We start from the raw sequence: 25,345 nt of genomic DNA, 5'->3' as shown, positions 1-25,345 counted from the left end.
CGCTCGCGATGGACGCAAGAACACCGTGGGAAGCCAGACTGCCCGCGTCATCGTTAACGTCCATCGCGAGCGTGCTCGCTCCTACAGGGATATTGTGGCTGGCCCAGCCCTTGCATTTACCCCCAAAAGCCCACCCGGCCGGCCTTCATGATCGATGAGGCCGGTGTCTGGGAGGGTCTGCCAAGGGTGAATCCTGACCTTGAACATTTTAGATCTCGACCACAGCCTGACTGCCCAGGCCCCCATCGCACGGTTGCTCGACAGCGGCCGTGCCAAACGCCTCGATCTGCTCGACCTCGGCCCGAAACTGCGGCTGTGGTCCAGCGAGCGCACCTGGCGGCGCTTCGTCGAACGCCTGCAACAAAGGCCCCGGCACAGCGGCCCGCAACCGGAAATATTCTTCATCGGCTCAGGCGACTACCACCATCTGACGCCGGCCTTCCTGGCCGAGCTGCCGGAACCGGTGAGCCTGATCCACTTCGACAATCACCCGGACTGGGTCCGGTTCGCCCCGCGCCGGCATTGCGGCTCCTGGGTCAATCAGGCGTTGAAACTGCCGAACGTCAGACGCATCGTCACGCTCGGCCCGTGCAGCGACGACCTGCAAAACCCGCAGTTCAAGGGCGGCAACCTGCGCGCGCTGCAACGCGGGGTACTGCAGGTGTTTCCCTGGCAGCGCCCACCTTCGAAAATCTGGGGCATGATCGGTGACGGCGCCGGCCATCGACAGCAGGAAAACCTGCTGCACTGGCGCAACCTGGCCGGACTGGACTGGCCGCAATTCCTTGAGCAACTTGTCGTCAGCCTGCCCACCGAAGCGGTGTGGATCACGATCGACAAGGATGTGCTGGCCAGCGAAGACGCCGCGACCAACTGGGACCAGGGCAACATGCGGCTCAGTCATTTACTGCAGGCGATCCGGGTACTGGCGGCCGGTAAACGCATCCTGGGTATCGACATTTGCGGGGAGTACGCCCGACCTGCATTCAGCAACGTCTTCAAGCGCTGGGAAGCCAAGTCGGACCAGCCCCCGGCGCAGCGCTGGAGCGAAGCCGACCTGCTGCGCAACGCCGCGACCAATCAGGCCCTGATCGATCTGTTCGAGGAGTTGTTTCCATGACCTTCACGGTAATCGTGCTGGTGGCGTTATCCATCGTGCTGGACGTCATCGGCCAGCTCTGTTTCAAACTCGGACTGGACCGCTTGCCGGCGCTTGAAGGCGAGTTTCGCCTGGGTGCGTTCTGGGGCCAGGTGTTCAACGCACCGCTGCTGTGGTGCGGGATCGGCGCCTACGTGATCGAGTTTTTCGTCTGGCTCGAAGCCCTGTCCCGGGCACCGTTGAGCCTGCTGTTTCCAGCGGCCGCGCTGGCCTATTGCGGCGTGGTACTGGCCGGCAAGGTCGTACTTGGCGAAACCGTCAGCCGCCGGCGCTGGCTGGGCACGGTGGTAATCACGGCGGGCGTGATGCTCGTGTGTGTCGCCCATGGCTGAAGGTCAATCGATGTCTATCAACAAAACCGGCTGGCTGCATGAGCGCCTGGGCACCATTGTCCTCTGGGCGCTGCTGATCGGCTTTGAAAGCGCCGGCCAGATCGCCACCAAAGTAGGCGGCGATCAGCTGGGGCAAATGGATTTCAATGTGCAATGGCTGCTGGCCGTGGCGGTCAACCCCGGCGTGTGGCTGGCGATCGGCTGTTACATCGGGGCGTTCTTCGTGTGGATGCTGATCCTGCGGCGCAGCAGTCTGTCCCTGGCCTTTCCCTTGAGTTCACTGGTGTTTGTCGGGGTGCTGCTGGGTTCGTGGCTGGGGCTTGGGGAGCAGATCAGCCTGCTGCACTGGGTGGGTGTGGCAGTGATCATGGGCGGGATTGCATTGCTGGCCGAGGGTGAAACAGACTGAAGCCGGCAGCGCCTTCAGGCAGGAACTGCCGCAGGTGGCGGCAGCTCCTGCAAGCTTCAGGCTTTACGCTTGCGGTGAGCCACCAGAAACCCCAGGCCATGGGCCACCGGGATGTCCTTGACCCCCGCTTCGAGCTGTCGCCGGGCGATCTGCCGGTGATACGCCTTGACCTGCGTCCAGTGCATTTTCGGCCGGTAGTGATGCTCGGCATGGTAGCCATTGTTCATCCACAGCAGGTTGTAGAGCGGGCTGTAGGCACTGACGCCCCAGGCGATAGGCAAGTCGGGGTTGCCGCCGAAATGCTCGTAGTAACCGTTCAGCGAAGACAGGGCCTGCCCCAGGTACCAGAACGGCAACAACACCAGCACCGCTCGCCAGTCATGAATCGCCAGCGCCAGATAAAACGCCAGCGTCACACAGATCTCCACCCGCACCCAGCGCGCATCCCTTGGCCGTTTGCGCTGCATCGCCTGGTAAATGGGCTTGGGGTCGTCGCGAAAAAAACTCAGGAAGGTATAGGCCCAAGGATTCTCGGGCTGGCCGTTCTTGCCGCGCAGGTAGATCGACAGCGGATCGATGGTCTTGCCATTGGCATCGGGCAAATCCGAGTTGCCCCGATGATGACGGTTGTGGATATCGCGATAGAGGGTTTGCGAAAAGCCGATGGTCACCGACAGCAGCAGATCGAATGCACGGTTCATCCAGCGCGGCGTGAAGTAGGCGTTGTGAATCTGATTGTGGGAAATGCTGTTGATGCTCCAGGACAGGCTCACGGCATAGCCCAGCGCCAGCGGCACAAAGGCCCACCAGGACAGGTCATGGAATGCCGACACCAGCCAGACGACAAAGGCGAAATGCGCAAGGCCAAGCGCAATGGGAATCAAGTCCCACAGGGAATGGGCGAGCAAACGATAAGCGGGGCGAGCCATGAAGAACGTCCTGAAGCAATGGGTTCGCCAGGACCATTGCAAACCACAGACCAATCCGTTCCTTAGTCGAACTTGTAGGCAATCGCGGCTTGCACCACGCCCTGATTGGTCTGCCCGACGTCCCTGACGATGCTGCTGTCTGCCGCGGAACCGGTCAGGTGAATCCAGCTGACACTGGTCAGCAGTGACCAGTGCGGCGCCAGCGGGAGTTCGAAGCTCTGGGTCAAGGCCACGTTCTGCAAACCTCCGCCTGCGTTGTACCGCTTGAACCCCGAGGCCTGCGACTCCTGGGCACTGACACCGAAGAAGGTCTGGTTCTGCCGCGCCTCGGCAAAGTGGGCGGTCAGGTTGGTGCTGCCGATCACCCCGCCCCCCAGTGGATAACCCAACTCGCCACCGACCCTTCCGACGACGCCGCCCTGCCCGCTCCCGCCGCCGACAGCCTGGCCCACCGAGGCGAACACGCGCCAGAAATCGGCCGGGGCGTACTGCACGAACCCGCCGACTTCGCCCATGTCCGGCACATCGCGCAGGCCCCGCAGATTGCCGTTGGCGGTCCGTCCGGGCAGGTAATTCACGTAAGGACCGGCGCTGAACCCGTCAGCCTTGAACGCGCTCCAGGTCAGGCCATCGTCGGTGCTGAGGCTGACATCGCCCCAATCCAGATCGAGGTAAGGCACAGGCCGGGTTTCGTAGCGGCTGCCGGTTGGATCATGAGGCTGATAACCGACACCGGCGCCCGCTTCCCCCGTGATGCCGGCGGCCATGACATGGGTCGAAAGGCAGCTCAATGCAGTGATCAATGCAACCGTGATTCTCGACATGTGGGGTGCTCCTGAACCGAATATGCGCGCATCAATCGCCCAATCCTTTAACGCATGCAAGCACTCATGTTGTTTGTAGCGACCTACAAAAATTGTAGCTTCACGCCCCTCGAAACTCGCCACAACCCCGCCGTTGCTGGGCCAGGCCGGATTGGCACAGTCCCTGCTCTACCCCTTGGCAAGCGCACAGCGCGACCTGCGCTCGCTTCGTTCAAGAAAGGTACAACAGATGATTGACTGGCATATCGTGTGTGATTTCGACGGGACCATCACCCGCACCGACGTGATCGACAGCATTCTCCAACGATTCGCCGACCCGAGCTGGGAAGCGATCGAAAACGAGTGGCTGGCGGGCGACATCGGCTCCCGTGAATGCCTCAGCCGCCAACTCTCGCTGGTCAAGGCGACACCGGCCGAACTGCTGGGTTTCTTCGACAGCATCGACATCGATCCGGACTTTCCCGACTTCGTCGACCATGTGATCGGCCTCGGCGCCTCGTTTGAAGTGGTCAGCGACGGCATCGAGCAAGGCATCGCACGCATCCTGGCGCGCCACTACGTCAGCCTGCTGCCGATCCTCGCCAACCGCTTGCGCCAGATCGATCACGACAGCTGGCGCATCGACTTCCCGCACGCCAGCGATGCCTGCCGCGCCGCCGCCGGCAACTGCAAATGCAAATCCACACCCAACGCCCGACGCGTGCTGGTGATTGGCGACGGTCAGTCCGACATGTGCGTCGCCGCCACCGCTGACTTCGTGTTCGCCAAGGATCGCCTGGCCGAACACTGCGAGCGCAACGGCATTGCCCATGCACGCTTCGACAGCTTCGCCGAACTCCCGGCCCTGCTGGCGCTGCTGCCAAACGCCGACGCTGCCAACTCCACCTCTTTCAATGTAGAAACACAGGAACTCTTCCACCATGTCTGATATCCGAATCGCCACTGCCGAAGACCAGGTCCTGCTGGAAAAAGAAGCCCGTTACTGCTCCTACGGCGACACCGTCCACTACATCGAACCACCGCGCATTTTCAGCCGTTGCGAAGGCTCCTACGTATGGGACACCAGCGATCAGGCCTACCTCGACTTGCAGATGTGGTACTCGGCGGTCAACTTCGGCTACGCCAACCCGCGCCTGAATAACGCGTTGAAACAGCAGATCGACACCCTGCCGCAAATCGCCAGCCAGTACCTGCACAAGGGCAAGATCGAGCTTTCGGAAATGATCGCCGTGGACGCGAAGAAAAAATTCGGTTTCGACGGCCGGGTGCACTTCAACGTCGGCGGCTCGCAGTCCATCGAGGACTCGTTGAAAGTCGTGCGCAACGCCAGCAACGGCAAGAGCCTGATGTTCGCCTTCGAAGGGGGTTACCACGGGCGTACCCTGGGCGCCTCGTCGATCACCTCCAGTTACCGTTATCGCCGTCGCTATGGCCACTTCGGCGAGCGCGCCAATTTCATTCCGTTCCCGTACCACTTCCGTGGCCCCAAAGGCATGACCAAGGAAGAGTACGGCAGCCACTGCGTGCAGCAGTTCGCCCGTTTGTTCGAGACCGAATACAACGGCGTCTGGGACCCGAAAGTCGGCCAGAGCGAGTACGCCGCGTTCTACGTCGAGCCGATCCAGGGCACCGGCGGCTACGTGATCCCGCCGATGAACTTCTACAGCGAACTCAAGCATGTGCTGGATCAGCACGGCATCCTGATGGTGGTCGATGAAATCCAGATGGGCTTCTACCGCACCGGCAAGCTGTGGTCCATCGAGCACTTCGACGTCAAGCCGGACGTCATCGTCTTCGGCAAAGCCTTGACCAACGGCCTCAATCCGCTGGGCGGCATCTGGGCCCGCGAAGAACTGATCAACCCGACCGTGTTCCCGCCAGGCTCCACCCACTCCACCTTCGCCTCCAACCCGCTGGGCACGGCGGTGGGCCTGGAAATGTTCAAGATGACCAGTGAAATCGACTACGGCGCGATGGTCATGAACAAGGGCAAATACTTCCTCGAAGGCTTGAAGGATTTGCAGAAGCGCTACCCGATCATCGGCGATGTCGACGGCCTGGGCCTGGCGTTGCGCTGCGAAATTTGCGCCCCGGACGGTTTCACCCCGGACAAGGCGACCCTGGACTTCATGGTCGAAGAAGGCATGAAGGGCGACATCGAAATCGACGGCAAGCGCCTGGGCCTGATCCTCGATGTGGGCGGTTACTACAAGAACGTGATCACCCTGGCACCGTCACTGGAAATCAGCTACCCGGAAATCGACCTCGGCATCGCCCTGCTCGATCGCCTGCTGCATCGGGCAATGACACGATGAACGCCGCCCTGTCACCCGACGCCATCGACATGGGCGAAGGCAACGCCGGGTTCATACTCGGCGACGGCGAGGTCGCGGTGCTGTTGATCCACGGCCTCACCGGCACCCCGACGGAACTGCGTCGGGTCGCCATGGGCCTGGCCAAGGCCGGGTACACCGTCTATGTGCCGACCCTGGCCGGGCATTGCGGCGACAACGCGGACCTGCGCGCCACGGGGTGGCGCGACTGGTACGAAAGCGCGCGCAACACCTTCGTCGGCATACGGCGCAAGCACGCGCACGTGTTCGTCGGCGGCTTGTCCATGGGTGCCGTGCTGTCGATGTACCTGGCGGCCGAACATCCGGGGCAGATCGAAGGCCTGTTGCTGTATTCGACGACGTTGCGTTACGACGGCTGGAACATGCCGTGGGTGGCGAAATTGAGCGGTCTGGTGATGTCGATTCCATTCGGCGTGCATCTGTGTCGCTTCAACGAAAAGTCCCCCTTCGGCATCAAGGACGAGCGCCTGCGGGCCATCGTCGAGCGCCAGATGAAGGCCGGTGAAAGCAGCAATGCCGGGTTGCTGACCATGTCCGGGGTCAGTGTCCGGGAGCTGCATCGACTGGTGGCGGCGGTGAAAAAACGCATGCCGCAGATCACCACCCAGGCCTTGGTGCTGCATTCGCGAGAGGACGACATCACCAGCCGCTGGAACGCGGATTACGTGGAGCGCAAGCTCGGCGGCAACGTGGTGAAAGTCCTGCTCGATGACTGCTATCACATGATCACCGTCGATCTGCAATACCGGCGCGTGGTGGAGTTGAGCGCGGACTTTATCCAGCAGCGTTTCATGCAACAAAGAACCGTACCGCACCCCCTGAACCACGCTTATCAGCAATTGGCCTGACACACTGACGGAACCTGGTAGATCCCTTCGGCGGTGCCTGCGGGGATCTGGCGTTTTAAAGGCGAAAGCTCAAGGAAACGATGTGATCACAGCGCTCGCCTTTTCCACGATCGAAGCGATCGACCGTGCAGCCTGGAACGGTTGTTTTCCCGACGAGCTGGAGAATTGGGATTACTACCGGGCAGTCGAACAATCCGCCATTGCCGACTTCCAGTGGCGCTATCTGGCGCTGTTTGAAGAGGATCGGTTGATTGCCGCCGCGGTGGCGTTCACCACCATCTACTCGCTGGACACCACGCTTCAGGGCCTGGGCAAGCGCATTGCCGGGCGTTTGCGGCGCTGGTGCCCGGGGTTGCTCGCCATCCGGCTCTACGCCCTCGGCTCACCCGTGGCCGAGCAATGTCATGTCGGCACGGCCGGGCATATCGCCCCGAGCCGGCGTCCGGCCCTGCTTGCCCGGTTACTCCAATTGGCGCGTCGTGATGCGGACCAGGCCGGGATCGGCCTGCTGGCGGTCAAGGACGCTTCGCACCGGGATCGGCAGTGGTTGCAGGCCTGTCATGATGCGGGCCTGCAATGCATGCCTGGCTTGCCCAGTGGCGAACTGCCGATCACTTTCGGCTCCGTGGACGCCTATCTGGGCCTGCTCGGCAAGTCCACCCGCAAGGACCTGCGCCGCACCTTGCGAGGCCCGAGCCCGCGCATCGAATGGCGATACACGGTGGATGACCAGTTGCCGCGAATGATGCAGCTCTATGAGGCCACGCTCGCTCGCAGCGAGCTGACGTTCGAACGGCTGCCGGCGGACTACTTCCGCCAGGTGCTGGCGCACCTGGATCGGCGCGCGGCCTGCGTGCTCTATTGGCTTGGCGAAGAACTGGTGGCGTTCAATCTGGTATTGCTGGACGAGCAGCGCCTGGTGGACAAGTTCTTTGCCCATGACTTGAGCAATACCCGCCAACACAACCTGTACGTGCGTAGCTGGCTGGCCAATGTCGGCTACTGTATTGAACACGGCCTGGCGATCTATGCGTGCGGCCAGGCCGGCTATGCCAGTAAGCTGCGCCTGGGTTGCTCGTTTTCCGGCAACTCGGTGTTTTTCCGCCATCGCAACCGTATGCTCGACAGCCTGTTGCGGCTGGCAAAAATGTTCGTCCGACCGGACCGCTCCGATCCTGCCATGGCTGCCGCCATCGACGCGCAGCAATAAGCGAAGCATGATGACCCAAGACCGACGCCCCAATGCCCGACTTTTCGCCCTCTCCGGCTGGAGCCTGCAGCGCAAACTGGTGCTGGCGTTCTGGCTGGTCAGCGTGATCCCGACGATGATTGCCGCCGAGCTGGCCGCCACCACGCTGTCGCAGATTTTCGACAGCAACGTGCGCATCTGGCTGCAAGAGTCCACCAAGATCATCGAAGACGAAATCAGCGAAATCCTGCGGGACAACGCCCGTGCCGCGCAGTTGTTCCTGCGCTATACGCGTCCGCCCACCGACCAGCTGTCGATCAACAACGACAAGCTGACCAGCGACGTGGCCGACTCCATGGGCATCGATGTGGTGGCGCTGGTACGCACCAGCGATCACAAAGTGCTGTTCAGCACTGTTGCCGACGATGTCGTGCGGCAGATCAGCACCGCGCCCAAAGCCGTCCTGCAAACCCTGCAAGTCGGTGGCGTGGAAACCGGCGTGGTGGTCTCGACCTTCGCCACCGAGCAGGAGGGTGTCGAATACCAGCTGGTCATCGCCACCTATCTGGACAGTGGTTTTCTCACCAGCGTGGCCGATGTGCATTCGCTTGATTTGCGCCTGTACCTGGCCAAGGCCGATGACTTCTCGGAAATTTTCGCCACCCAGCGCTTCGAAGATCATCCGCCGGCCGTACCGGAAAACATCGAGCAACTGCTGCGCAGCACCAAGCAGCCGATCGAACAATCGACCAGTCGCTACAGCGGCATCTATCGGCCGATTATCAATGAAAACGGCGAACTGCAAGGGGTGATCTTCAGCGGTCTGCTGCGTCACAGCAGCCTGTTGGGGCTGGTCAACCAGAGCAACCTGTTCATCCTGATCTTCCTGCTCAGTTCGGCGGCATCGCTGACCGTCGGCTGGCTGGTCTCCCAGCGCCTGACCAACCCGTTGCGCCGGCTGTCCCTGGGCGTCAAGGCGGTGATCGCCGGGGATTATCGACAGCGCCTGCCGGTAGACGGCGGGGATGAACTGGCCGACCTGAGCCGCACGTTCAACCACATGAGCGAACGCCTGGGCGAATTGCAGCACCTGGAATCGCAGTTGCGTCGCCGCGACCGCCTGCATGCACTGGGTGAAGTCGCCATGGGGCTGGCCCATGAAATCCGCAACCCGCTGGGCATCATCAAGACCGCCACGCAACTGTTGCACCGGCGTACCGATCTGCCGGAGAGCGACAAGCGGCACCTGGAATACGTGGTCAGCGAAGTCAGTCGCATCAACGACCTGATCACCGAGTTCCTCGACTTCGCCAAACCCAGCGCACCGATACGCTGCACACAACTGGCACGACCGCTGGTGGATGAACTGGCGGGGTTTTGTGCGCCGGAACTGGCCAGCCACAACATAGACTTGCGCATCGATGATCAGGCCCCCGGCGCCACCGTTCACGCCGACGCCCGGCAGCTCAAGCAGGCCGGCCTGAACCTGATCGTCAACGCCATCGACGCCATGCCCGCCGGCGGCCGCCTGACATTGGGCATCAGCAATGAGTCGCCGTACACGGTGATCAGCATCGCCGACACCGGACAAGGCATCGAACCGGACATGCTCGAACGGATCTTCACGCCATTCGTCACCACCAAGGCCAGCGGCACCGGGCTGGGTCTGGCGAAGGTGTTCTCGATCATGGAAAGTCATGACGGACGCATCGAATGCGCCAGCGAAAAAGATGCCGGCGCCACCTTCAGCCTGTACATTCCGGCCAATGGCGACGACTTCGACGAGGACAGCGATGACACATAACGTACTGGTGGTCGACGATGAGCCCAAGCTCTGCGACCTGCTGGCCTCGGCGCTGAGTCAGAACGGCATCACCGTGTTCACCGCCGGCAATGGCCTGCATGCCCTCAAGGTGCTGGAGACCGAGGACATGGATCTGGTCATCAGCGACTGGCGCATGCCCGGCATGGACGGCCCGCAACTGCTGGCGGAAATCAAAAGCCGTTATCCACAGCTGCCGGTGATCGTCATGACCGCCTACAGCACGGTGAAAAACGCCGTGCAATCGATGCGCAACGGCGCCTTCGACTACATTGCCAAGCCCTTCGACATCGACGAACTGGATATCACCGTCAACAAGGCCCTGCAGTTTCGCGACATCCTCAAAGACAACCAGCGCATGCGCGCCGAACTGGACGAACACCGGCAGATCGACAGCCTGATCGGTGACAGCCCGAGCTTTCGGCGCGTGCTGCAAGCGATCGATTCGGTCCGCGAAAGCAACGCAACGATCCTGCTGACGGGCGAAAGCGGGACCGGCAAGGAGATGGTTGCGCGGGCGATTCACAACCATGGCAACCGCGCCGACAAGCCCTTCGTCGCAGTGAACTGCGCGGCCATCCCTGAAGGGCTGCTGGAAAGCGAAATGTTCGGCCATCGCAAAGGCGCGTTCACCGGTGCCGTCACCGACCGGGTCGGGCGCTTCCAGCAGGCCGACAAGGGCACGCTGTTTCTCGACGAAATTGGCGAGATGCCGCTGGCCTTGCAGGCGAAAATCCTGCGAGCCCTGCAAGAGCGGGTCATCGAACCGGTGGGCGACCCGCGTGAGCGCAAGGTCGATGTACGGGTCATTGCCGCCACCAACAAAAACCTGCTCGAAGCGGTGGCCAACAAGGAGTTTCGCGAAGACCTCTACTACCGCCTCAACGTATTCCCGATCCCCCTGCCGGCCCTGCGTGAGCGGGTCGAAGACATTGCCCCGCTGGCCCGACACTTCGCCCATACCCTGGGTGCCACGGCTGGCAAGCGCATCACCGGCTTCAGCCCGGAGGCGTTGCAGGCCATGGCCGATTATTCATGGCCGGGCAACATCCGCGAACTGCAAAACTGCGTAGAGCGCGCGACCATCGTGGCCTCCGGCGCGGTAATTGAAGACACGGATTTGCCGGCCTATCTGTTTGCCTCAGCGCCGGGCAGCAATCCCGTCATTGCGAGCGAAGTCACCAGCGTGCCACCGGACCTGGAAGCGGCGCTGGCGGAAGTGGAAAAGGCCTACATCCTGGCCGCACTCGCACAGAGCAATGGCGTGCAGGCCGCAGCCGCACAGTTGATCGGCATCTCCGAGCGCAGCTTCTGGTACCGGCTGAAAAAACTGGGGATTCATGTGGACAAGATCGTGCGCTGAAAATCAGCTCACCGTTCCGCCACGGGATTCACTCATGATCTGCCGGATCGCCCCGACGAACGCTTCCACCGGCTGCCCGCCGGTTACCGCGTATTGCCCGTTGAACACCACGGTGGGCACCGAATTGACACCGCGCGACAACCACAGCTGTTCCTCTTCCCGGACCTCTGTAGCGAACTCGTCAGACGCCAGAATTGCCTCGGCCCGCTGCCGCTCCAGTCCGACACTTTGCGCGACCTGCGCCAACTGAACAGGGTCGGACGGGTTGCCGCCATCGGTGAAATACGCCTTGAACAAGGCTTCCTTGAGCGGCAGTTGCAGGCCCTCCAGCCCCGCCCAGAACAACAGACGGTGGGCGTCGAAGGTGTTGTAGATGCGGCTGTTGCCGTCCGTGCGAAAGGCAAACCCGACTTCAGCGCCCCGTGCGCGGATCATTTCGCGGTTCTTTTGCGATTGTTCAGGGGTGGAGCCGTATTTCTGGGTGATGTGCTCGGTGATGTTCTGCCCTTCGGTACCCATCTTCGGGTTCAGTTCGAATGGCTGGAAACGGATTTCGGCACGCACTTCGTCGCGCAGGATGTCCAGGGCCTTGGTCAACCCGTACAACCCGACAACGCACCAGGGGCAAGAGACGTCGCTGACGAAATCGATTTTCAGGGTATTGCTCATTGCACACCTCGTTGGCTGGATCGTGCAGGAAAAGTAGAACGATACACCCAATTCGCAGGAGCCACGCTTGCCGGCAAAGGCAGCCTCGCGCCTTGCAGCGCCAATGACATCGCCTTCGCCTGTAGGAGCGAGGCTGCCCGCGAAGGCGGTCTCCCGTCATACGGGTGCCGTTGAAATCGCCTTCGCCGGCAAGCCTGGCTCCTACAGGATAGGTCGCGCCCGCATGAATCGCGGTGTCAGAGCAAATTGTGCTCGGCCACCGGCTCGATCTGCGCCCAATGCGACGTGTCTTCCCGATGCGCCCGCAAATACGGCAGCACCGCCGCCAGCAACGGCGCCTTGAACGCTTCCTGAAAACGATGCGCCAACCCCGGAATCAACTTCAACTGGCTACCGCGCAGATGCGCCGCCAAATGCACGCCATGCATCACCGGCAACAACGGATCAGCCGTACCATGTACCACCAACGCCGGAACCCGCAACTGGTTGAGCAGCGCTACCCGGCTCGGCTCGGCCAGGATCGCCATGATCTGTCGCTTGACACCCTCGGGGTTGAACGCCCGGTCATAGGACACCGCCGCTTGATGCAACAGTGCCTGTCGATCATCGCTGACCATCGGACTGCCCAGCGCCGCCAGCAGGTCGGCCTGCTGCTCCAGCGCGGCTTCACGATTCGGCGCCCCGCGGCGTGCGAGCAACTGCACCAGTGCCGCACTGGGTGCCGGCAAGCCTTCGGCACCGGAACTGGTCATGACCAGCGTCAGGCTCTCGACCCGCTGTGGCGCCATCGCCGCCATATGCTGGGCGATCATCCCGCCCATGCTCGCGCCCAATACGTGGAATTGCTCGATGTGCAATGCATCCATCAGACCCAGTCCGTCCTGCGCCATGTCGGTCAGCGAATAAGGTGCCGACACCGGCAAACCGAGTTTGTAGCGCACCACTTCGAAGGTCAGGTTGGCCTCTGCCGGTGCTTGCCGCCAGGTCGACAGGCCCACGTCGCGATTGTCATAACGAATCACCCGAAACCCTTGCTGACACAGGGCAACCACCACTTCGTCGGGCCAATGAATCAATTGCCCGCCCAGGCCCATCACCAGCAGCAACGCCGGGTCGGACGCACGGCCGATGCTCTGGTACGCCAGGCTGACCTGGTCCAGTTCGACCCGTTCGGTCGGAACATTGACATCACAACGAGGCGCTGCAAACGACGGCAGGCCAAACAAAAACGTGGCCAAAAAAACGGCCACCGAAAGAAATCGTCCACACATGAAAAAACACCGAAACGCAGAACCCCAGTAGAGCGCGAGTCTGATGAACTTTGTTCAGGCGCGCTGCCACAGTTCCATGACAGTTTGATGAAGAGTGCCGGGCGGTCATCAGCTTCACCTGGCGCCGCACACGATAACTATGTACCGCAGGCCCTCGCGACGACTGACCTCTAATGGCCGCAACGCCGGCATGGCCCGGCCTTCTGGAGATCTGTCGTCATGTTCGACGAACCTTTCACCCAACCGGTCGATTTCGACCTTGCTCATCCACTGCCTTCCAATACAGACCAAAGCCTGCTCCTGAGCGCGCACGCACGCTGGGAGGAATGCCACGCCCAATGGCTCGAACTGATGGCGCAAAGTCCTCGGTCGCCGCTTGATGAACACTGGTGGAGTACCCGCGCGCGCGGCACGGACCTTTCACGTCGCGCGCAGGCAACACGCTTGTATCGCCACCACTTCGAGGCATCCTGCCAATGGGCTTATGCGCAGGGGCACGTGACTGGCGAACAAATGAACGCGCTGCTGCCGATCATCGAGCCCGCCCTGCACGTGGGAACGACTGAAGCAGACAGTGTCCGGATCGAACGGCCGGCGCTCGGAAACACTGAGGGCCGACAGGTCGAACTGTCGGGGGCATGGGTGATCGGCCTTGATTCAACCGAGCTGCTTTACTTGCCTTGCGTACAACCTTCCTGGATGAGTTTTTCCGGGCGCCAGGAACTGGAGCGTTGGCTGATCGAACAGCAACCGCATTTGTTCAATCATCTGCGGCTTTTAACCGGCACTGTCCGCGTCGATTACACCGTGCCGGACAAACCGGTGCTGCAAGCAGGTGCCGAATCCTTGCTGGCGGGACTGTCGATTGATGTCACGGGTCGCAAACGCAACGAAACGGCCCTTGCCCCTCCTCCCGAGCGGCCGGAAACGGACACAAGCGCCCTCGTTATCCCGTTCGGCCAATTGAGCCCCGACATTCCGTTGAATCTGCGTCACAGTGCCCTGGCGCAGCAACAGGCTGCGTTGGACAGTCTGCTCGGCAAGGACTTTCAAGGTCACCCCGAGGAACCACGCCTGCTCCGGTTGCAACAGCAACTCGACACCCTTGCGGCGGCCGAACAGGCCGCCAACACCGCCGCGACATTACTGCTGCAAAGCGACAATGCGCTGAAGATGCTGGAGCTCACCCACTCGTCCAATCCTCACTACCCCGCCCTGTATCAGGCGCGCCTGAGCGGTCTGCGCGCCGAGGCGCAATTGCAGTCGAGCCTCAATCAGATCAACCCGCAAGAACATCGCTGGCTCAGCTGTGTGCTGGATAACCCCGCAGGCCCTCCTCCGGATGATGTCGTCGTCGCTCGCCTGATACTGACTGGCGCCGAAGGTGACGATGGCGAAGAGCTGTCCGAAGAGCTCGTTGGCGTGTTGCTGTTTGCTCATCCAAACGCTTTGTTACGGGCTGAAGACCAAAGTCTGTTGCTCTACTGGCCCGGTCGCCAGGGCGGCCTGCAACGCTTCGCCTCGCAGCGGGACATGGAGCAAACGCTGTTCAAAAGGTCGGCCAACGACACCAGCCTGTCGTTGCAGATCCTGGCGTTGAGCGGCAATCCGTTCGAATATGCCTTGCAGAGTCAGCTTTACCGCTGCGAACAGCAGGCGGCGCGACTGATTGCCGACAACCCTGTTCCCTCTCGTGCTTCCCTGCGCGCGGTGGAACTGGAGAAGCTGCGCGAACAGACACTGGCCCGCCTGGCGGTACCGACGGCCGCCGCCCGGGAGCTGGCGTTCGCACAACTTGTCCAGCAAAACCAAAGCAGTGCCCTGGCCCGCCATTTGCCCACATGGCATGGCGTAATGCCCGATGCACAGCGCAAGCGGCTCAAGGCGCTGTTCACGTCCTGCATCAAAGCCATGAAGCGCTCCCACGAACTGCTGGAACGCGAGCTGCCACACAGGGACGACTTCGGTCGAAAGCTGATCAACAGCCATTTGCGCCAAGCGTTTGGTATCGCCTCCAATGTTGAAGTGGTGTTCGACTTGCCGGTCTCCACCAGTTTGCGGCGCGAAATTGCAGATCAGCACGCCGGCCCAGGCATCCCCTTCAAGCATGTGTTGATACCCAGCCAGCAGCGCAGCAAGCTGTCACTGGTCGAATTTGCCTTCGGTAATATCAACGATGAAATCATGAATCGCCTGGCGTTCATGAAAATCGAGATCAGCGGTGGCAATGAAGGCGAACGCGAGAAACTCAAAAACGCACTGACCCAACAATCATTGCGCAAGCTGGCCACGGAGCTGGACCTGGCCGGTAAATATGAGGCGCGGATCCGCGAGACCTTCCTTGGCACCTCAACCGAGCCGGCCTTCAGCAATGAACACCGCCGAGAATGCCTGAGCGAGCCCTGGCGCCTGATGCTCAAGTTGCAAGGCGAGTTCGCCGTGCTGCAACGGGACATCGATGGCAACGGGCAACGTTTACTGGACATCGCCATCGATGCCGATAGCCGTCAGGCCTACACCCTCGATGGAAAGAACATTGCGTTGCTGCCCGCGCACTTGAGCGTGGGGGGCTCCGATACCCCCGGGCAAGGGCCGAGCACGTTATCCGGTGTCACTTTTATCGTGGAGCACAACAGCGGCCTGACCCTGCTCTATCTGCCCGACAGTCCCGACGGCACATGTGTGCGCCAGTTCGACAGCCTCGAACGGGCACGCAAGGCGCTGTTCAATCTGTGCCTGCGCACCGACATGGCCAACTATCTGGCCAACCGCGCCGTGCATGGCGACATCGCCCAACATGTCGGCCGAATCAATCAGGCACTGCTCAAGCATTATGACGCGCTGATCGGTATAGGACCGGCCTGGCCGGCGACCACCTCGCTGGCGGCCCATCTGGTCAATTGTCATATGGGCCGCTTGCTGCAAGCCCATCGCGCGACATCGCGCTCCAACGATGCGTTGTACCTGGAACAGGCCGCACTGAAGTCCGGTGCAGTGTTCAACTACCTGAAGATGGCCCTGGGCATGGTGCCCTTCGTGGGTGCCGCCGTTGCCCTGTACGACGCCTGGAACAGCGCCAACCTGGCGGTGGCGGCGTTTCTGCGTGGCAAAGTCGGCCATGGGCTGGCAGAAGTCGAGGCAGTGTTGTTGTCATTGATCGACGCCGCGATGGACATTTTGCCCGGTGCAAGCGTCGCGCCCGGCAACGTCCGTGGCATTACCCGCCATCGCCAACTGCGCGCCCTGGCGAAGCATCCGGGCGCCTTGCAGGTTTCGAATCCGCAGCAGGCACGGCGCACCCTTGAGCGTTTCAAGGGGTATGAGTACGAATACGAAATCTCCCTCGCCGGTCTGCAACCGGCCAACCATGGGGTCTATCGAAATGTCTATCGGCATAACGATGGCGACTTCATGATCAGCAACGGGCGCCTCTACCGCATCGAACTGGACGCCGACGCCCGCCAATGGCGATTGAGCGGAACCTGGGCCAGGCCCTACAAGCAACCCATTGCCCTTGATGAAGCCGGCAACTGGAACACCCACTACGCGGTGTACGGCACGATCATTGAAGGAGGTGGTACCGGCGGCGGTGGCGTGCTTGGGCACATGGCCGACGGACTCGACCCGTTATGGCCCGCCGCCATTCGCGAGTGGTTGCCGCGCTGGTGGACAGATCGCGGCCTGCGTCGCCAATTGACCCTGACCAACACAGCCGATGCCTTGACCCGGCAGCTCGCAACGCACACCAAAAAGACCAACGGTTTGCTGGATCACTACTACAGCCTGGAACGAGGGCAGCGTCAGCCGTATCGGGCAGCACTCGACTCGGCTTGTCAGAACGACATCGAGATTGCTCAGAACCAATACCGAACCCTTGAAGAACTCAAGCCGCTGACCCATTCGCGCAAGCGCGTAAAACTCGACGATATCCAAAGCCGCTGCGCCTGGATCGTGGTTGACCGCTCGATACGTCGTATCGACATGATCAAAGAGCGGTTATTGCAGTATCTCGACCGGCTCGATCAACTCTCGGCCCGTTCGAATGCAACACCTCCCGACCAGACGGCGGTACACCTGAACCTGATGGCGCAGCGCAAGCCCCTTCGCAAAACCTTCCTCACCGAGCTTGATCAGCAGCACCTGCTCGTCGAACAAGCCAACAACTGGAACGCGCGGATCACCTTTCGCGCACAAAAAACGAGGTTGGCCGATGACATGGCCCTCCTCAATAAAAAACTGAACGACGCCAACTATTACTATCTGAAAACCGCCCACAGCCTGGAAACCGTTGCCCGCTATGAGGCCGTCGACGATCTATCCTGGTTGTACTTTCACACACAATTCAAAACGGCCCAGAACAAAATGGGTCGTTCGATGCTCACCCAGCACCATCTCCCGGACGTCCACTCCAGCGCGACTCAACGCAACAGGGTTGTTGAAGATTGCCTGACCACCTACGCCGAATTCCGACGCAACCTTCAGGCCTGGACGCTGGGTTACCCACAACACCTGGACCTGGAACAGGTTGCAGTCTTTCTCGACAATCTGCAGAAACTCGAAGAACTGGCGCGCCATGCCATCAAGCATCGCGCCCCTGTCGCACCTGACGCAAACAGCCCCAGGCGGCTCTTCGAAACCGAAGACAATCAGTTGCTGATCGGCATCGCCAGCACCGATACCGTCACCCGGCAGCAGCGTTTCACCCTCGAAGGCGTAGGCCAAACGGAAACCTGGCTACCGCGCAACAGCGGCAAATACCATTTGAGTGGACAGCGGGATCCGGCACAGCCTCAGCTGCCTGATGACGTTCAACCTCTATTGGCCGAAGCCCGGGGCCGACTGGTGCGCGCGGACGCCTACAAAAACAAGGTCGAAGGCTATGCGCAGCAAAACATGCTACCGATCGATCTGGAGCACATGATGAGCAGTGAAGCCATGGAGCTGAGCAATCGAGCCCGTGCCATCGAACGGCTGTTGCCCACCGATCCACTGGTATTGCAGTTACGAAATCGCTCGGATACGTTTTTGCGAACCGGGCGCACCCTCAGAATCGAACAATCCCTGAACAGCAAGACGCCCACTGAAGGTTATCTGGACTATCTGCTGCAACAGCGGGTGGTGGACATTCGCAGGGAGGGCGCACTGCGGGACCTGGGAAAACGCGCCGACGGGCGCCGGGACTTTCTGCAGGAATATGAAGTACGCGACCTGACGATGAACCCGCCTCGCCCCCTGTGGTATGCGCACTTTCACTACAACTCGGCAAAACCGCAATTCGGCGACTTCGTCAAAGGCCACCTGAAACTGCCCGAACAACGCAACCTCGGTTTGCAATGGCAACAGGCCCAGGCCAGCAGCGGTGCCACGGTCGATGCCATCTGGCGCGGCGATATAGGCAAGCCGCTGGGGATCAAACACTTCTCCGAACTCTGAACAATCCTGTAGGAGCGAGCATGCTCGCGATGGTCGTCAACGAAAACGCTGGCTGTCTGAATGCCCGCGGTGTTCTTGAATTCATCGCGAGCTTGCTCGCTCCTACAGGGGGGCAGGGATCAGGCCAGTTGGCTGCGCAGCTGGCGCGCCGCCGCCACCATGTTCACCAGCGCCGCCTCGGTCTCGGGCCAGGCTCGGGTTTTCAAGCCGCAGTCGGGGTTGACCCACAGACGCTCGGCGTGGATGCGCTTGGCCGCCTTGCTCATCAACTTGACCATCTCGTCTGTGTCCGGCACCCGTGGCGAGTGAATGTCGTAGACACCCGGGCCAATGTCGTTCGGGTAATCGAACGCCTTGAAGGCGTCCAGCAGTTCCATGTCCGAACGCGAAGTTTCAATGGTGATCACGTCGGCATCCATGGCGGCGATGGCCTCGATCACGTCATTGAATTCGCTGTAGCACATGTGCGTATGGATCTGGGTTTCGTCACGCACACCGCTGGCGCTGAGGCGGAACGCTTCCACGGCCCAGTCCAGATACTCGCGCCACTGCTCCCGGCGCAGCGGCAGCCCCTCGCGGAACGCCGCTTCGTCGATCTGGATGATCCTGATGCCGGCGGCTTCAAGATCCACCACTTCGTCACGCAGGGCCAGGGCCAGTTGTTGCGCCTGGACCTTGCGCGACACATCCTCGCGCGGGAATGACCACATCAGCATGGTCACGGGACCTGTCAGCATGCCCTTCATGATCTTGTCGGTCTGGCTCTGTGCATACGTGATCCAGTCCACCGTCATAGCTTGGGGACGGCTCAGATCGCCATAAATGATTGCCGGTTTGACACAACGCGAACCGTAGCTCTGCACCCAGCCGAATCGGGTGAACGCATAACCGTCGAGTTGCTCGGCGAAGTACTCGACCATGTCGTTGCGCTCGGCTTCACCATGCACCAGCACATCCAGCCCCAGTCGCTCCTGAACCTGCACCGCGTGGCGGATCTCGTGACGCATGGCGTCGTGGTAATCGTTGGCCGACAGCTTGCCTTGCTTGAAGGCCTGGCGCGCCAGGCGAATCGAACCGGTCTGCGGGAACGAGCCGATGGTGGTGGTCGGGAATGCCGGCAATTGCAATCGTGCCCGCTGTTGCTCAATGCGCTCGGCGAAGGGTGACTGTCGCTGGCTGTCGGCTGCACCAATGGCATTGACGCGTGCTTGCACGTTGGCCTTGTGAATACGTGGCGACTCGGCGCGGCTTGTGGCGATTGCACGACTTTCGGCCAGGGCGGCTTGAACTTTCGGCGCTTGCGGATCATTCAGGGCATCGCGCAGCACGGCGATTTCGCCGCACTTTTGCACGGCAAACGCCAGCCAGCTCTTGAGTTCCGGATCGAGCTTGTCTTCGCGCTCCAGATCCACCGGGCTGTGCAGCAGCGAGCAGGAGCTGCTGACCCACAGGTTGTCGCCAAAACGTTCCTGGGCAAATTGCAGTTGCGCGAGCACCGGTTCCAGTTCGCAGCGCCAGACGTTGCGCCCGTTGACCAGCCCTACCGAAAGAATCTTGTAGGTCGGCAAGCGATCAAGCACGTGCAGCAGTTGATCCGGCGCGCGCACGGCGTCGATGTGCAAGCCTTGAACCGGCAGGCCGACGGCCAGGCCGAGGTTGTCTTGCAGGCCGCTGAAATAGGTCGCCAGCAGCTTTTTCAGGGGCGAGTACTGCAGGATGTGGTAGGCGCGCTCGAAGGCATTCTTCCAGACTTGCGGCAAATCGAGGGTGAGGATCGGTTCATCGATTTGCACCCATTCGACACCCTGGGCAGCGAGGCGACCGAGGATTTCGCCGTAGATCGGCAACAGACGCTCGAGCAAGTCGAGCTTGTCGAAGTCGTTGCCTTTGGCTTTACCCAACCACAGGTAAGTCAGCGGGCCGATGATCACGGGCTTGATGGTGTGTCCCAGAGCCTTGGCTTCTTCGACCTCATCGAACAGTTGTTCCCAGCTCAGCTTGAACGTTTGATCGGCGCTGAATTCCGGGACCAGGTAGTGGTAGTTGGTGTCGAACCACTTGGTCAGCTCCTGGGCATACTGCAACTGGCCATGCTCACCGGTGCAGCAACTGGCCGTGGCGCCACGGGCCATGGCGAACAGGGTATCGAGGGTCGGCAAGCCGCGTTCGTCCAGCGTGCTGTCGAAACGCTCCGGGACCACGCCGAAGGTCAGGGAATGGGTCAACACCTGGTCGTACCAGGCAAAGTCACCCACCGGCAGCAACTCGATGCCCGCGTCCTTCTGCAATTGCCAATGGGTGGCGCGCAACTGGCGACCGACGCTTTGCAGTGCCGCCTGATCGATATCGCCCTTCCAGAAGGATTCCAGGGCTTTTTTCAGTTCACGGTCAGCGCCGATACGCGGAAAACCAAGGGTGTGGGCTACGGCCATGTCGAATGAGTTCCTGTGTAAAAGATGGTGCTATTGTCGACAGACCGGCAAACATGAGACAAACTCAACCTTTTCGTGTTGATCACAAATTTTACTCATGGAGCCCACGGTGATTGAAATCCGTCACCTCAAGACCCTGCACGCCTTGCGCGAAGCCGATAGCCTGGTGGACGCGGCCGACCGCCTGCACCTGACCCAATCGGCGCTGTCCCACCAGTTCAAGGAACTGGAGGAGCGCATGGGCATGGCGTTGTTCGTGCGCAAGACCAAACCGGTGCGTTTCACCAGCGCAGGCTTGCGCCTTTTGCAATTGGCCGACGCCACCTTGCCGTTGCTGCGCGCCGCCGAGCGTGACATCGGCCGCCTGGCCGGCGGCACTGCCGGGCGCCTGCACATGGCCATCGAATGCCACAGTTGCTTCCAGTGGCTGATGCCGACCATCGACCAGTTCCGCGATGCCTGGCCGGAGGTCGAACTGGACCTGGCGTCAGGTTTTTCCTTCGCCCCGCTGCCGGCCCTGGCCCGTGGCGACCTGGATCTGGTGGTCACGTCCGACCCGGTGGATCTGATCGGCATCACCTATGTGCCGCTGTTCACCTATGAAGCGATGCTTGCGGTGGCCAACCAGCATCGTTTGGCGAGCAAGGCTTATATCGTCCCGGAGGACCTGCTCAGCGAAACCCTGATCACCTACCCGGTGGAACGGGACCGGCTGGACATCTTCACCCGTTTCCTGGAACCCGCCGACATCGAGCCGGCGCAGGTGCGCACCTCGGAGTTGAGCGTGATGATGATGCAACTGGTGGCCAGCGGACGCGGTGTCTGCGGCATGCCCCATTGGGCGCTGCATGAATACAGCTCACGAGGCTACGTGAAGGCCAAGCGCCTGGGCGAAAAAGGCTTGTTCGCCACGCTGTACGCAGCGGTTCGCGCCGACATGCTGGATGCGCCGTACATGCGCGACTTCCTGCTGACGGCCAAGGACACCTCGTTTTCGACGCTCGATGGGGTCAGCGCGGTCCGGTAACACCTCACAGTCTCGCCCCTGCATGCTCGCGACACACCGCTATTTTGTGGATCGTAGGAGCCAGGCTTGCCGGCGAAGGGGGCTGACGTCATGCGGCGGCCATGAAAACGCCTTCGCCGGCAAGCCTGGCTCCTACAAGTCATGCGGTGGAGTCAGATCTCGCGCCACATGTGGATTTTGTCGAAGTAGTCCTCGCCCACCCGCACCGCCATCGGTTCGAGGCCGAACTGGATGAAGCCGCAGCGCTGGTAAAGATTGAGCGCGGCATCGTTGCCGGCGGTGACGGTCAGTTTGATCAGGCGCAGCTCCGGACGGGACCGTGCCTCGGCCAGAATCGCCTGCACCAGTTGATAGCCGAGTCCCTGCTGGCGCACGTCGGCGGTCACGTACATGCCGAACAGCGTTGCCTTGTGCCGGGCCTTTTCCCGAGGCTCCAGGGCCAACCCGGCGATGCCCGCCAAGCGGCCTTCCTCGAACGCACCGAACACCACATCGAGCTTGCCGGTCAGGCGCGACTCCCACCAGCTCAGCGGCATGCAGGCCCGTTCGCGCACGCTGGAAGTGAAGGCCTGGGGATGACGGTCATAGGCTTCAAGCATCAGCGCCCGATAGTCCAGGGCATGGCTGGCATCCAGCCGTTCGATCCACATGTTCAGGCCATCCGGCGCTGTTCAAGCATCAGCCGCAGGGCCAGCCCCGACAGCACGAAGCCCATGAAATAACGCTGCATCGCCAGCCAGGTCGGGTTGTTGACGAACCAGGAGGCAATGCCGGCGGCAAACAGTGCGATCAACAGGTTGACGCTGAAGCTGACGCTGATTTGGGTCAGGCCCAACACGATGCTTTGACTGAACACCGAGCCATGCTCCGGCGTGATGAACTGCGGAAACACCGACAGGTAGAACACCGCGATCTTCGGGTTCAGGGCGCTGGTCAGAAAGCCCATGGTGATCAGCTTGCGCGGCGAGTCCGGCGGCAACTGTTGAGCTTCGAACGGCGAGCGCGCACCAGGTTTGACCGCCTGCCAGGCCAGCCACAACAGGTACAGCGCACCGGCCCATTTCAATACTTCATAAGCCATGGGCACCGCCAGGAACACCGCAGTCAAACCGGCAGCGGCGGCGAACAGGTGCACAAAGAATCCCGAGACCACACCCAGCAACGACGTCACACCGGCCTTGCGCCCCTGGCAGATTGAACGGGAGATCAGGTAGATCATGTTCGGCCCCGGCGTCAGTACCATCAACAGCGCGGCAGCGGCGAAAATCAGCAGGTCCTGAAGCGGGATCATGGGCGAAATCCTTGGCGTGAATGATCAGGCGGTTGCGCTGAGCGATGCCCGATAAAACGGCAGGATCAGGTCACGTGTCAATGGCGCCAGGATCACCCCGCCGTCAGTGGCCGGATCGATCCAGAGCACCTCTTCGATCTCTGCCGCCGGCGTGACGTCGGCATCGATGCTCAGTAGAAAGATTTCCGCCTTGACGACAAAACCGGGTTCGTTGGCCGCAGGTGCCGAGAACTGCCCCAGGAAGGTCGCGTGTTCAGGGTCGATGACCAACCCAAGCTCTTCGTCCAGCTCACGGGCCAGCGCACTGACCGGTTGCTCATGCGCTTCGATCTTGCCCCCCGGCTGCATGAACGCCTGGGTGCCGCGCTTGCGTACCAGCAGGGTTCGACCGTCGGGGCCGATCAACAGGGCGGCGGCGATGTGGATGATGCGGGGCGAAAGAGTCATGGCGCGGACCTTGGGGAAATGGCGCAAGGATCGCATGAGACCCCCTGTAGGAGCGAGCACGCTCGCGATGGTCGTCAACGATAACGCTGGCTGTCTGAATGCCTGCGGTGTCCTTGAGTCCATCGCGAGCTTGCTCGCTCCTACAGGGATCGGTGGTGGGTCAGGTCGCTTCCTGGAAATCCATTTCCGGAGGCTGACGACGGAAACCGCCGGTCAGTACGCCCAGGTACACCACGCCAATCGCCAGCCAGCTCAGGCCCAGATACACCGCCAGATGATCGAGGCTGACCATCAGCCACAGGTCCGCCGCCAGGCCGATGAACGGGAAGACCAGGAACAGCACCAGCTCGCGAGGGCCTTTTTTATCTCCACCGATCCAGTAGTGGAAGATCACCGACAGGTTCACCAGGCAAAAGGCCAGGAACGCGCCGAAGTTGATGAAGGAAGTCGAGGTGGTGACATCGAGTTTGAGCGCCAGCAAGGCCACGACCGCGCACAGCAGGATGCTGTTGATCGGTGTGCCGAAGCGTTCGTGCAAGGTGCCGAAGAACGATTTGGGCAGCACACCGTCGCGGCCCATGGCGTACAACAGGCGCGAGCCACTGGCCTGGGCCGACAGGCCCGAGGCGAACTGGCCGACGATCAGGCCGATCAGGAAGATCGAGACAAACAGATCGCCGCCGATGTTGCGGGCGATTTCATAGGCCGCCGAGTCAACGTTGTCGAACTGGAACGACGGATGAGCGATCTGTACGAAGTAGGACACGCCGACGAAAATCAGCCCGCCGATCAACGTAATCAGCATGATCGCCCGCGGAATGGTGCGACGCGGGTCGCGTGTTTCCTCAGTCAGGGTGCTGACCGCGTCGAAACCCAGGAAGGAGTAACAGGCGATGGCCGCACCGCTCATGATCATTGGCATCTGCATGTCACCGTTGAGGAACGGCTTGATCGACCACAACGGCGTGCTGGCATCGCCGCCGACGTAGTGCACGCACAAGGCGACGAACGCCACCAGCACCAGGAACTGCACCAGCATCAGCAGGGCGTTGATGCCGTTGGCCAGTTTCAGGCCGACGATGTTGATCGCACTGGTGATGCCGATGAAGGCCAGTACCCAGATCCACTGTGGCACCGCCGGGAAGGCGGAGTTGAGGTAGGCCGCGCCGATCAGCCAGATCGCCATGGGCAGGAACAGGTAATCGAGCAGCACCGCCCAACCGGCGATGAAACCGAGCTTGGGGCTGATGGCTTTGCGCACATAGCTGTAGGCCGAACCCGCGACGGGGAAGGCCGAGGCCATGCGCCCGTAGCTCATGGCGGTGAAGAACATCGCCACCAGCGCCGCCAGGTACGCGGCCGGTACCATGCCGGCGGTGGATTGAGCGAGGATGCCAAAGGTGCCGAGCACAATGATCGGCGTCATGTAGGCGATGCCGAACAGCACCACCGACCCCAGTGACAGGGTGCGTTGCAAACGAGCCATGAGCGACTACTCCGGAATTATTGGTTTTATGGCAGAGCCGAGTTCGGCGCAGGGTTTTCG

Annotated in this window: 20 protein-coding genes; 11 read left to right on the top strand and 9 right to left on the bottom strand. The window is 61.3% G+C overall.

Annotated features, from left to right (window positions below; all coding sequences use genetic code 11):
* Positions 1 to 199: 199 nt before the first annotated feature.
* From ACQKP2_RS13020 to ACQKP2_RS13010, 3 genes are read left to right on the top strand one after another with little or no spacing between them, the layout of a single operon-like run.
* Positions 200 to 1,120, top strand: a complete 921-nt coding sequence (locus ACQKP2_RS13020) for an arginase (RefSeq protein WP_427576940.1) — start codon at positions 200 to 202, stop codon at positions 1,118 to 1,120.
* Positions 1,117 to 1,491 carry an EamA family transporter gene (locus tag ACQKP2_RS13015; RefSeq protein ID WP_427576938.1) on the top strand — a complete coding sequence of 125 codons (375 nt, stop codon included), beginning with the start codon at positions 1,117 to 1,119 and terminating at the stop codon, positions 1,489 to 1,491. Before ACQKP2_RS13020 ends, ACQKP2_RS13015 begins: the two co-directional genes overlap by 4 nt.
* A 10-nt stretch (positions 1,492 to 1,501) precedes the next feature.
* A complete protein-coding gene (locus ACQKP2_RS13010) occupies positions 1,502 to 1,900 on the top strand; it encodes a transporter (RefSeq protein ID WP_427576936.1) in 399 nt (132 codons plus the stop codon).
* Between the two features lie 56 nt (positions 1,901 to 1,956).
* On the opposite strand, the gene ACQKP2_RS13005 is transcribed toward ACQKP2_RS13010, so the two are convergent.
* The gene (locus ACQKP2_RS13005; RefSeq protein ID WP_427576935.1) at positions 1,957 to 2,829 is read right to left on the bottom strand and encodes a fatty acid desaturase family protein; all 873 of its coding nucleotides are present in this window, start codon (positions 2,827 to 2,829) and stop codon (positions 1,957 to 1,959) included.
* A gap of 62 nt (positions 2,830 to 2,891) precedes the next feature.
* Positions 2,892 to 3,653, bottom strand: coding sequence for a MipA/OmpV family protein (locus tag ACQKP2_RS13000; RefSeq protein WP_427576933.1), 762 nt, complete (start codon positions 3,651 to 3,653; stop codon positions 2,892 to 2,894).
* Positions 3,654 to 3,882: 229 nt separating this feature from the next.
* On the opposite strand from ACQKP2_RS13000, the gene ACQKP2_RS12995 reads away from it, so the two are divergent.
* The 6 genes from ACQKP2_RS12995 (at position 3,883) to ACQKP2_RS12970 (ending at position 11,229) form a co-directional block, all read left to right on the top strand.
* On the top strand, positions 3,883 to 4,581 hold the full coding sequence (locus ACQKP2_RS12995; protein ID WP_427576932.1) for an MtnX-like HAD-IB family phosphatase: 699 nt from the start codon (positions 3,883 to 3,885) through the stop codon (positions 4,579 to 4,581).
* Entirely contained in the window at positions 4,574 to 5,968 is a 1,395-nt protein-coding gene (locus ACQKP2_RS12990; protein WP_427576931.1) for an aspartate aminotransferase family protein, read from the top strand. Before ACQKP2_RS12995 ends, ACQKP2_RS12990 begins: the two co-directional genes overlap by 8 nt.
* Positions 5,965 to 6,855 carry an alpha/beta hydrolase gene (locus ACQKP2_RS12985; RefSeq protein ID WP_427576929.1) on the top strand — a complete coding sequence of 297 codons (891 nt, stop codon included), beginning with the start codon at positions 5,965 to 5,967 and terminating at the stop codon, positions 6,853 to 6,855. Before ACQKP2_RS12990 ends, ACQKP2_RS12985 begins: the two co-directional genes overlap by 4 nt.
* Before the next feature lie 82 nt (positions 6,856 to 6,937).
* Positions 6,938 to 8,065 carry a GNAT family N-acetyltransferase gene (locus tag ACQKP2_RS12980; protein ID WP_427576927.1) on the top strand — a complete coding sequence of 376 codons (1,128 nt, stop codon included), beginning with the start codon at positions 6,938 to 6,940 and terminating at the stop codon, positions 8,063 to 8,065.
* Between the two features lie 10 nt (positions 8,066 to 8,075).
* A complete protein-coding gene (locus ACQKP2_RS12975) occupies positions 8,076 to 9,848 on the top strand; it encodes an ATP-binding protein (protein WP_427576945.1) in 1,773 nt (590 codons plus the stop codon).
* A complete protein-coding gene (locus tag ACQKP2_RS12970; RefSeq protein ID WP_427576925.1) occupies positions 9,838 to 11,229 on the top strand; it encodes a sigma-54-dependent transcriptional regulator in 1,392 nt (463 codons plus the stop codon). The genes ACQKP2_RS12975 and ACQKP2_RS12970 overlap by 11 nt, the downstream gene beginning before the upstream one ends.
* 3 nt (positions 11,230 to 11,232) lie before the next feature.
* On the opposite strand, the gene ACQKP2_RS12965 is transcribed toward ACQKP2_RS12970, so the two are convergent.
* Together ACQKP2_RS12965 and ACQKP2_RS12960 are read right to left on the bottom strand one after the other, a co-directional pair.
* On the bottom strand, positions 11,233 to 11,898 hold the full coding sequence (locus ACQKP2_RS12965) for a DsbA family oxidoreductase (RefSeq protein WP_427576923.1): 666 nt from the start codon (positions 11,896 to 11,898) through the stop codon (positions 11,233 to 11,235).
* Positions 11,899 to 12,134: 236 nt separating this feature from the next.
* A complete protein-coding gene (locus ACQKP2_RS12960; RefSeq protein ID WP_427576922.1) occupies positions 12,135 to 13,169 on the bottom strand; it encodes an alpha/beta fold hydrolase in 1,035 nt (344 codons plus the stop codon).
* A 219-nt stretch (positions 13,170 to 13,388) separates the two neighbouring features.
* Here ACQKP2_RS12960 and ACQKP2_RS12955 point away from each other — a divergent pair, with 219 nt between their 5' ends.
* Positions 13,389 to 18,602, top strand: a complete 5,214-nt coding sequence (locus ACQKP2_RS12955; protein ID WP_427576920.1) for a dermonecrotic toxin domain-containing protein — start codon at positions 13,389 to 13,391, stop codon at positions 18,600 to 18,602.
* A gap of 119 nt (positions 18,603 to 18,721) precedes the next feature.
* On the opposite strand, the gene metE is transcribed toward ACQKP2_RS12955, so the two are convergent.
* Positions 18,722 to 21,034, bottom strand: a complete 2,313-nt coding sequence (gene metE / locus ACQKP2_RS12950; protein WP_427576919.1) for a 5-methyltetrahydropteroyltriglutamate--homocysteine S-methyltransferase — start codon at positions 21,032 to 21,034, stop codon at positions 18,722 to 18,724.
* 109 nt (positions 21,035 to 21,143) lie between these two features.
* Between metE and metR the strand changes: the two genes are divergently transcribed.
* A complete protein-coding gene (metR, locus tag ACQKP2_RS12945) occupies positions 21,144 to 22,061 on the top strand; it encodes a transcriptional regulator MetR (protein WP_427576917.1) in 918 nt (305 codons plus the stop codon).
* Between the two features lie 152 nt (positions 22,062 to 22,213).
* On the opposite strand, the gene ACQKP2_RS12940 is transcribed toward metR, so the two are convergent.
* The 4 genes from ACQKP2_RS12940 to ACQKP2_RS12925 all read right to left on the bottom strand — a co-directional run bounded on the left by ACQKP2_RS12940 (position 22,214) and on the right by ACQKP2_RS12925 (position 25,285).
* A complete protein-coding gene (locus tag ACQKP2_RS12940; RefSeq protein ID WP_427576915.1) occupies positions 22,214 to 22,711 on the bottom strand; it encodes an N-acetyltransferase family protein in 498 nt (165 codons plus the stop codon).
* A gap of 2 nt (positions 22,712 to 22,713) precedes the next feature.
* Positions 22,714 to 23,352, bottom strand: a complete 639-nt coding sequence (locus ACQKP2_RS12935) for a LysE family translocator (RefSeq protein WP_427576913.1) — start codon at positions 23,350 to 23,352, stop codon at positions 22,714 to 22,716.
* Positions 23,353 to 23,376: 24 nt separating this feature from the next.
* The gene (locus ACQKP2_RS12930; protein WP_427576912.1) at positions 23,377 to 23,799 is read right to left on the bottom strand and encodes an NUDIX hydrolase; all 423 of its coding nucleotides are present in this window, start codon (positions 23,797 to 23,799) and stop codon (positions 23,377 to 23,379) included.
* A gap of 160 nt (positions 23,800 to 23,959) precedes the next feature.
* Positions 23,960 to 25,285 carry an APC family permease gene (locus tag ACQKP2_RS12925; protein WP_427576910.1) on the bottom strand — a complete coding sequence of 442 codons (1,326 nt, stop codon included), beginning with the start codon at positions 25,283 to 25,285 and terminating at the stop codon, positions 23,960 to 23,962.
* Positions 25,286 to 25,345 lie beyond the last annotated feature (60 nt).

Source organism: Pseudomonas sp. NPDC089569, assembly GCF_050280625.1.
Lineage (GTDB): Bacteria > Pseudomonadota > Gammaproteobacteria > Pseudomonadales > Pseudomonadaceae > Aquipseudomonas.
The sequence above is the reverse complement of the archived record's forward strand: the minus strand, read 5'-3'. Positions and strand labels throughout refer to the sequence as shown.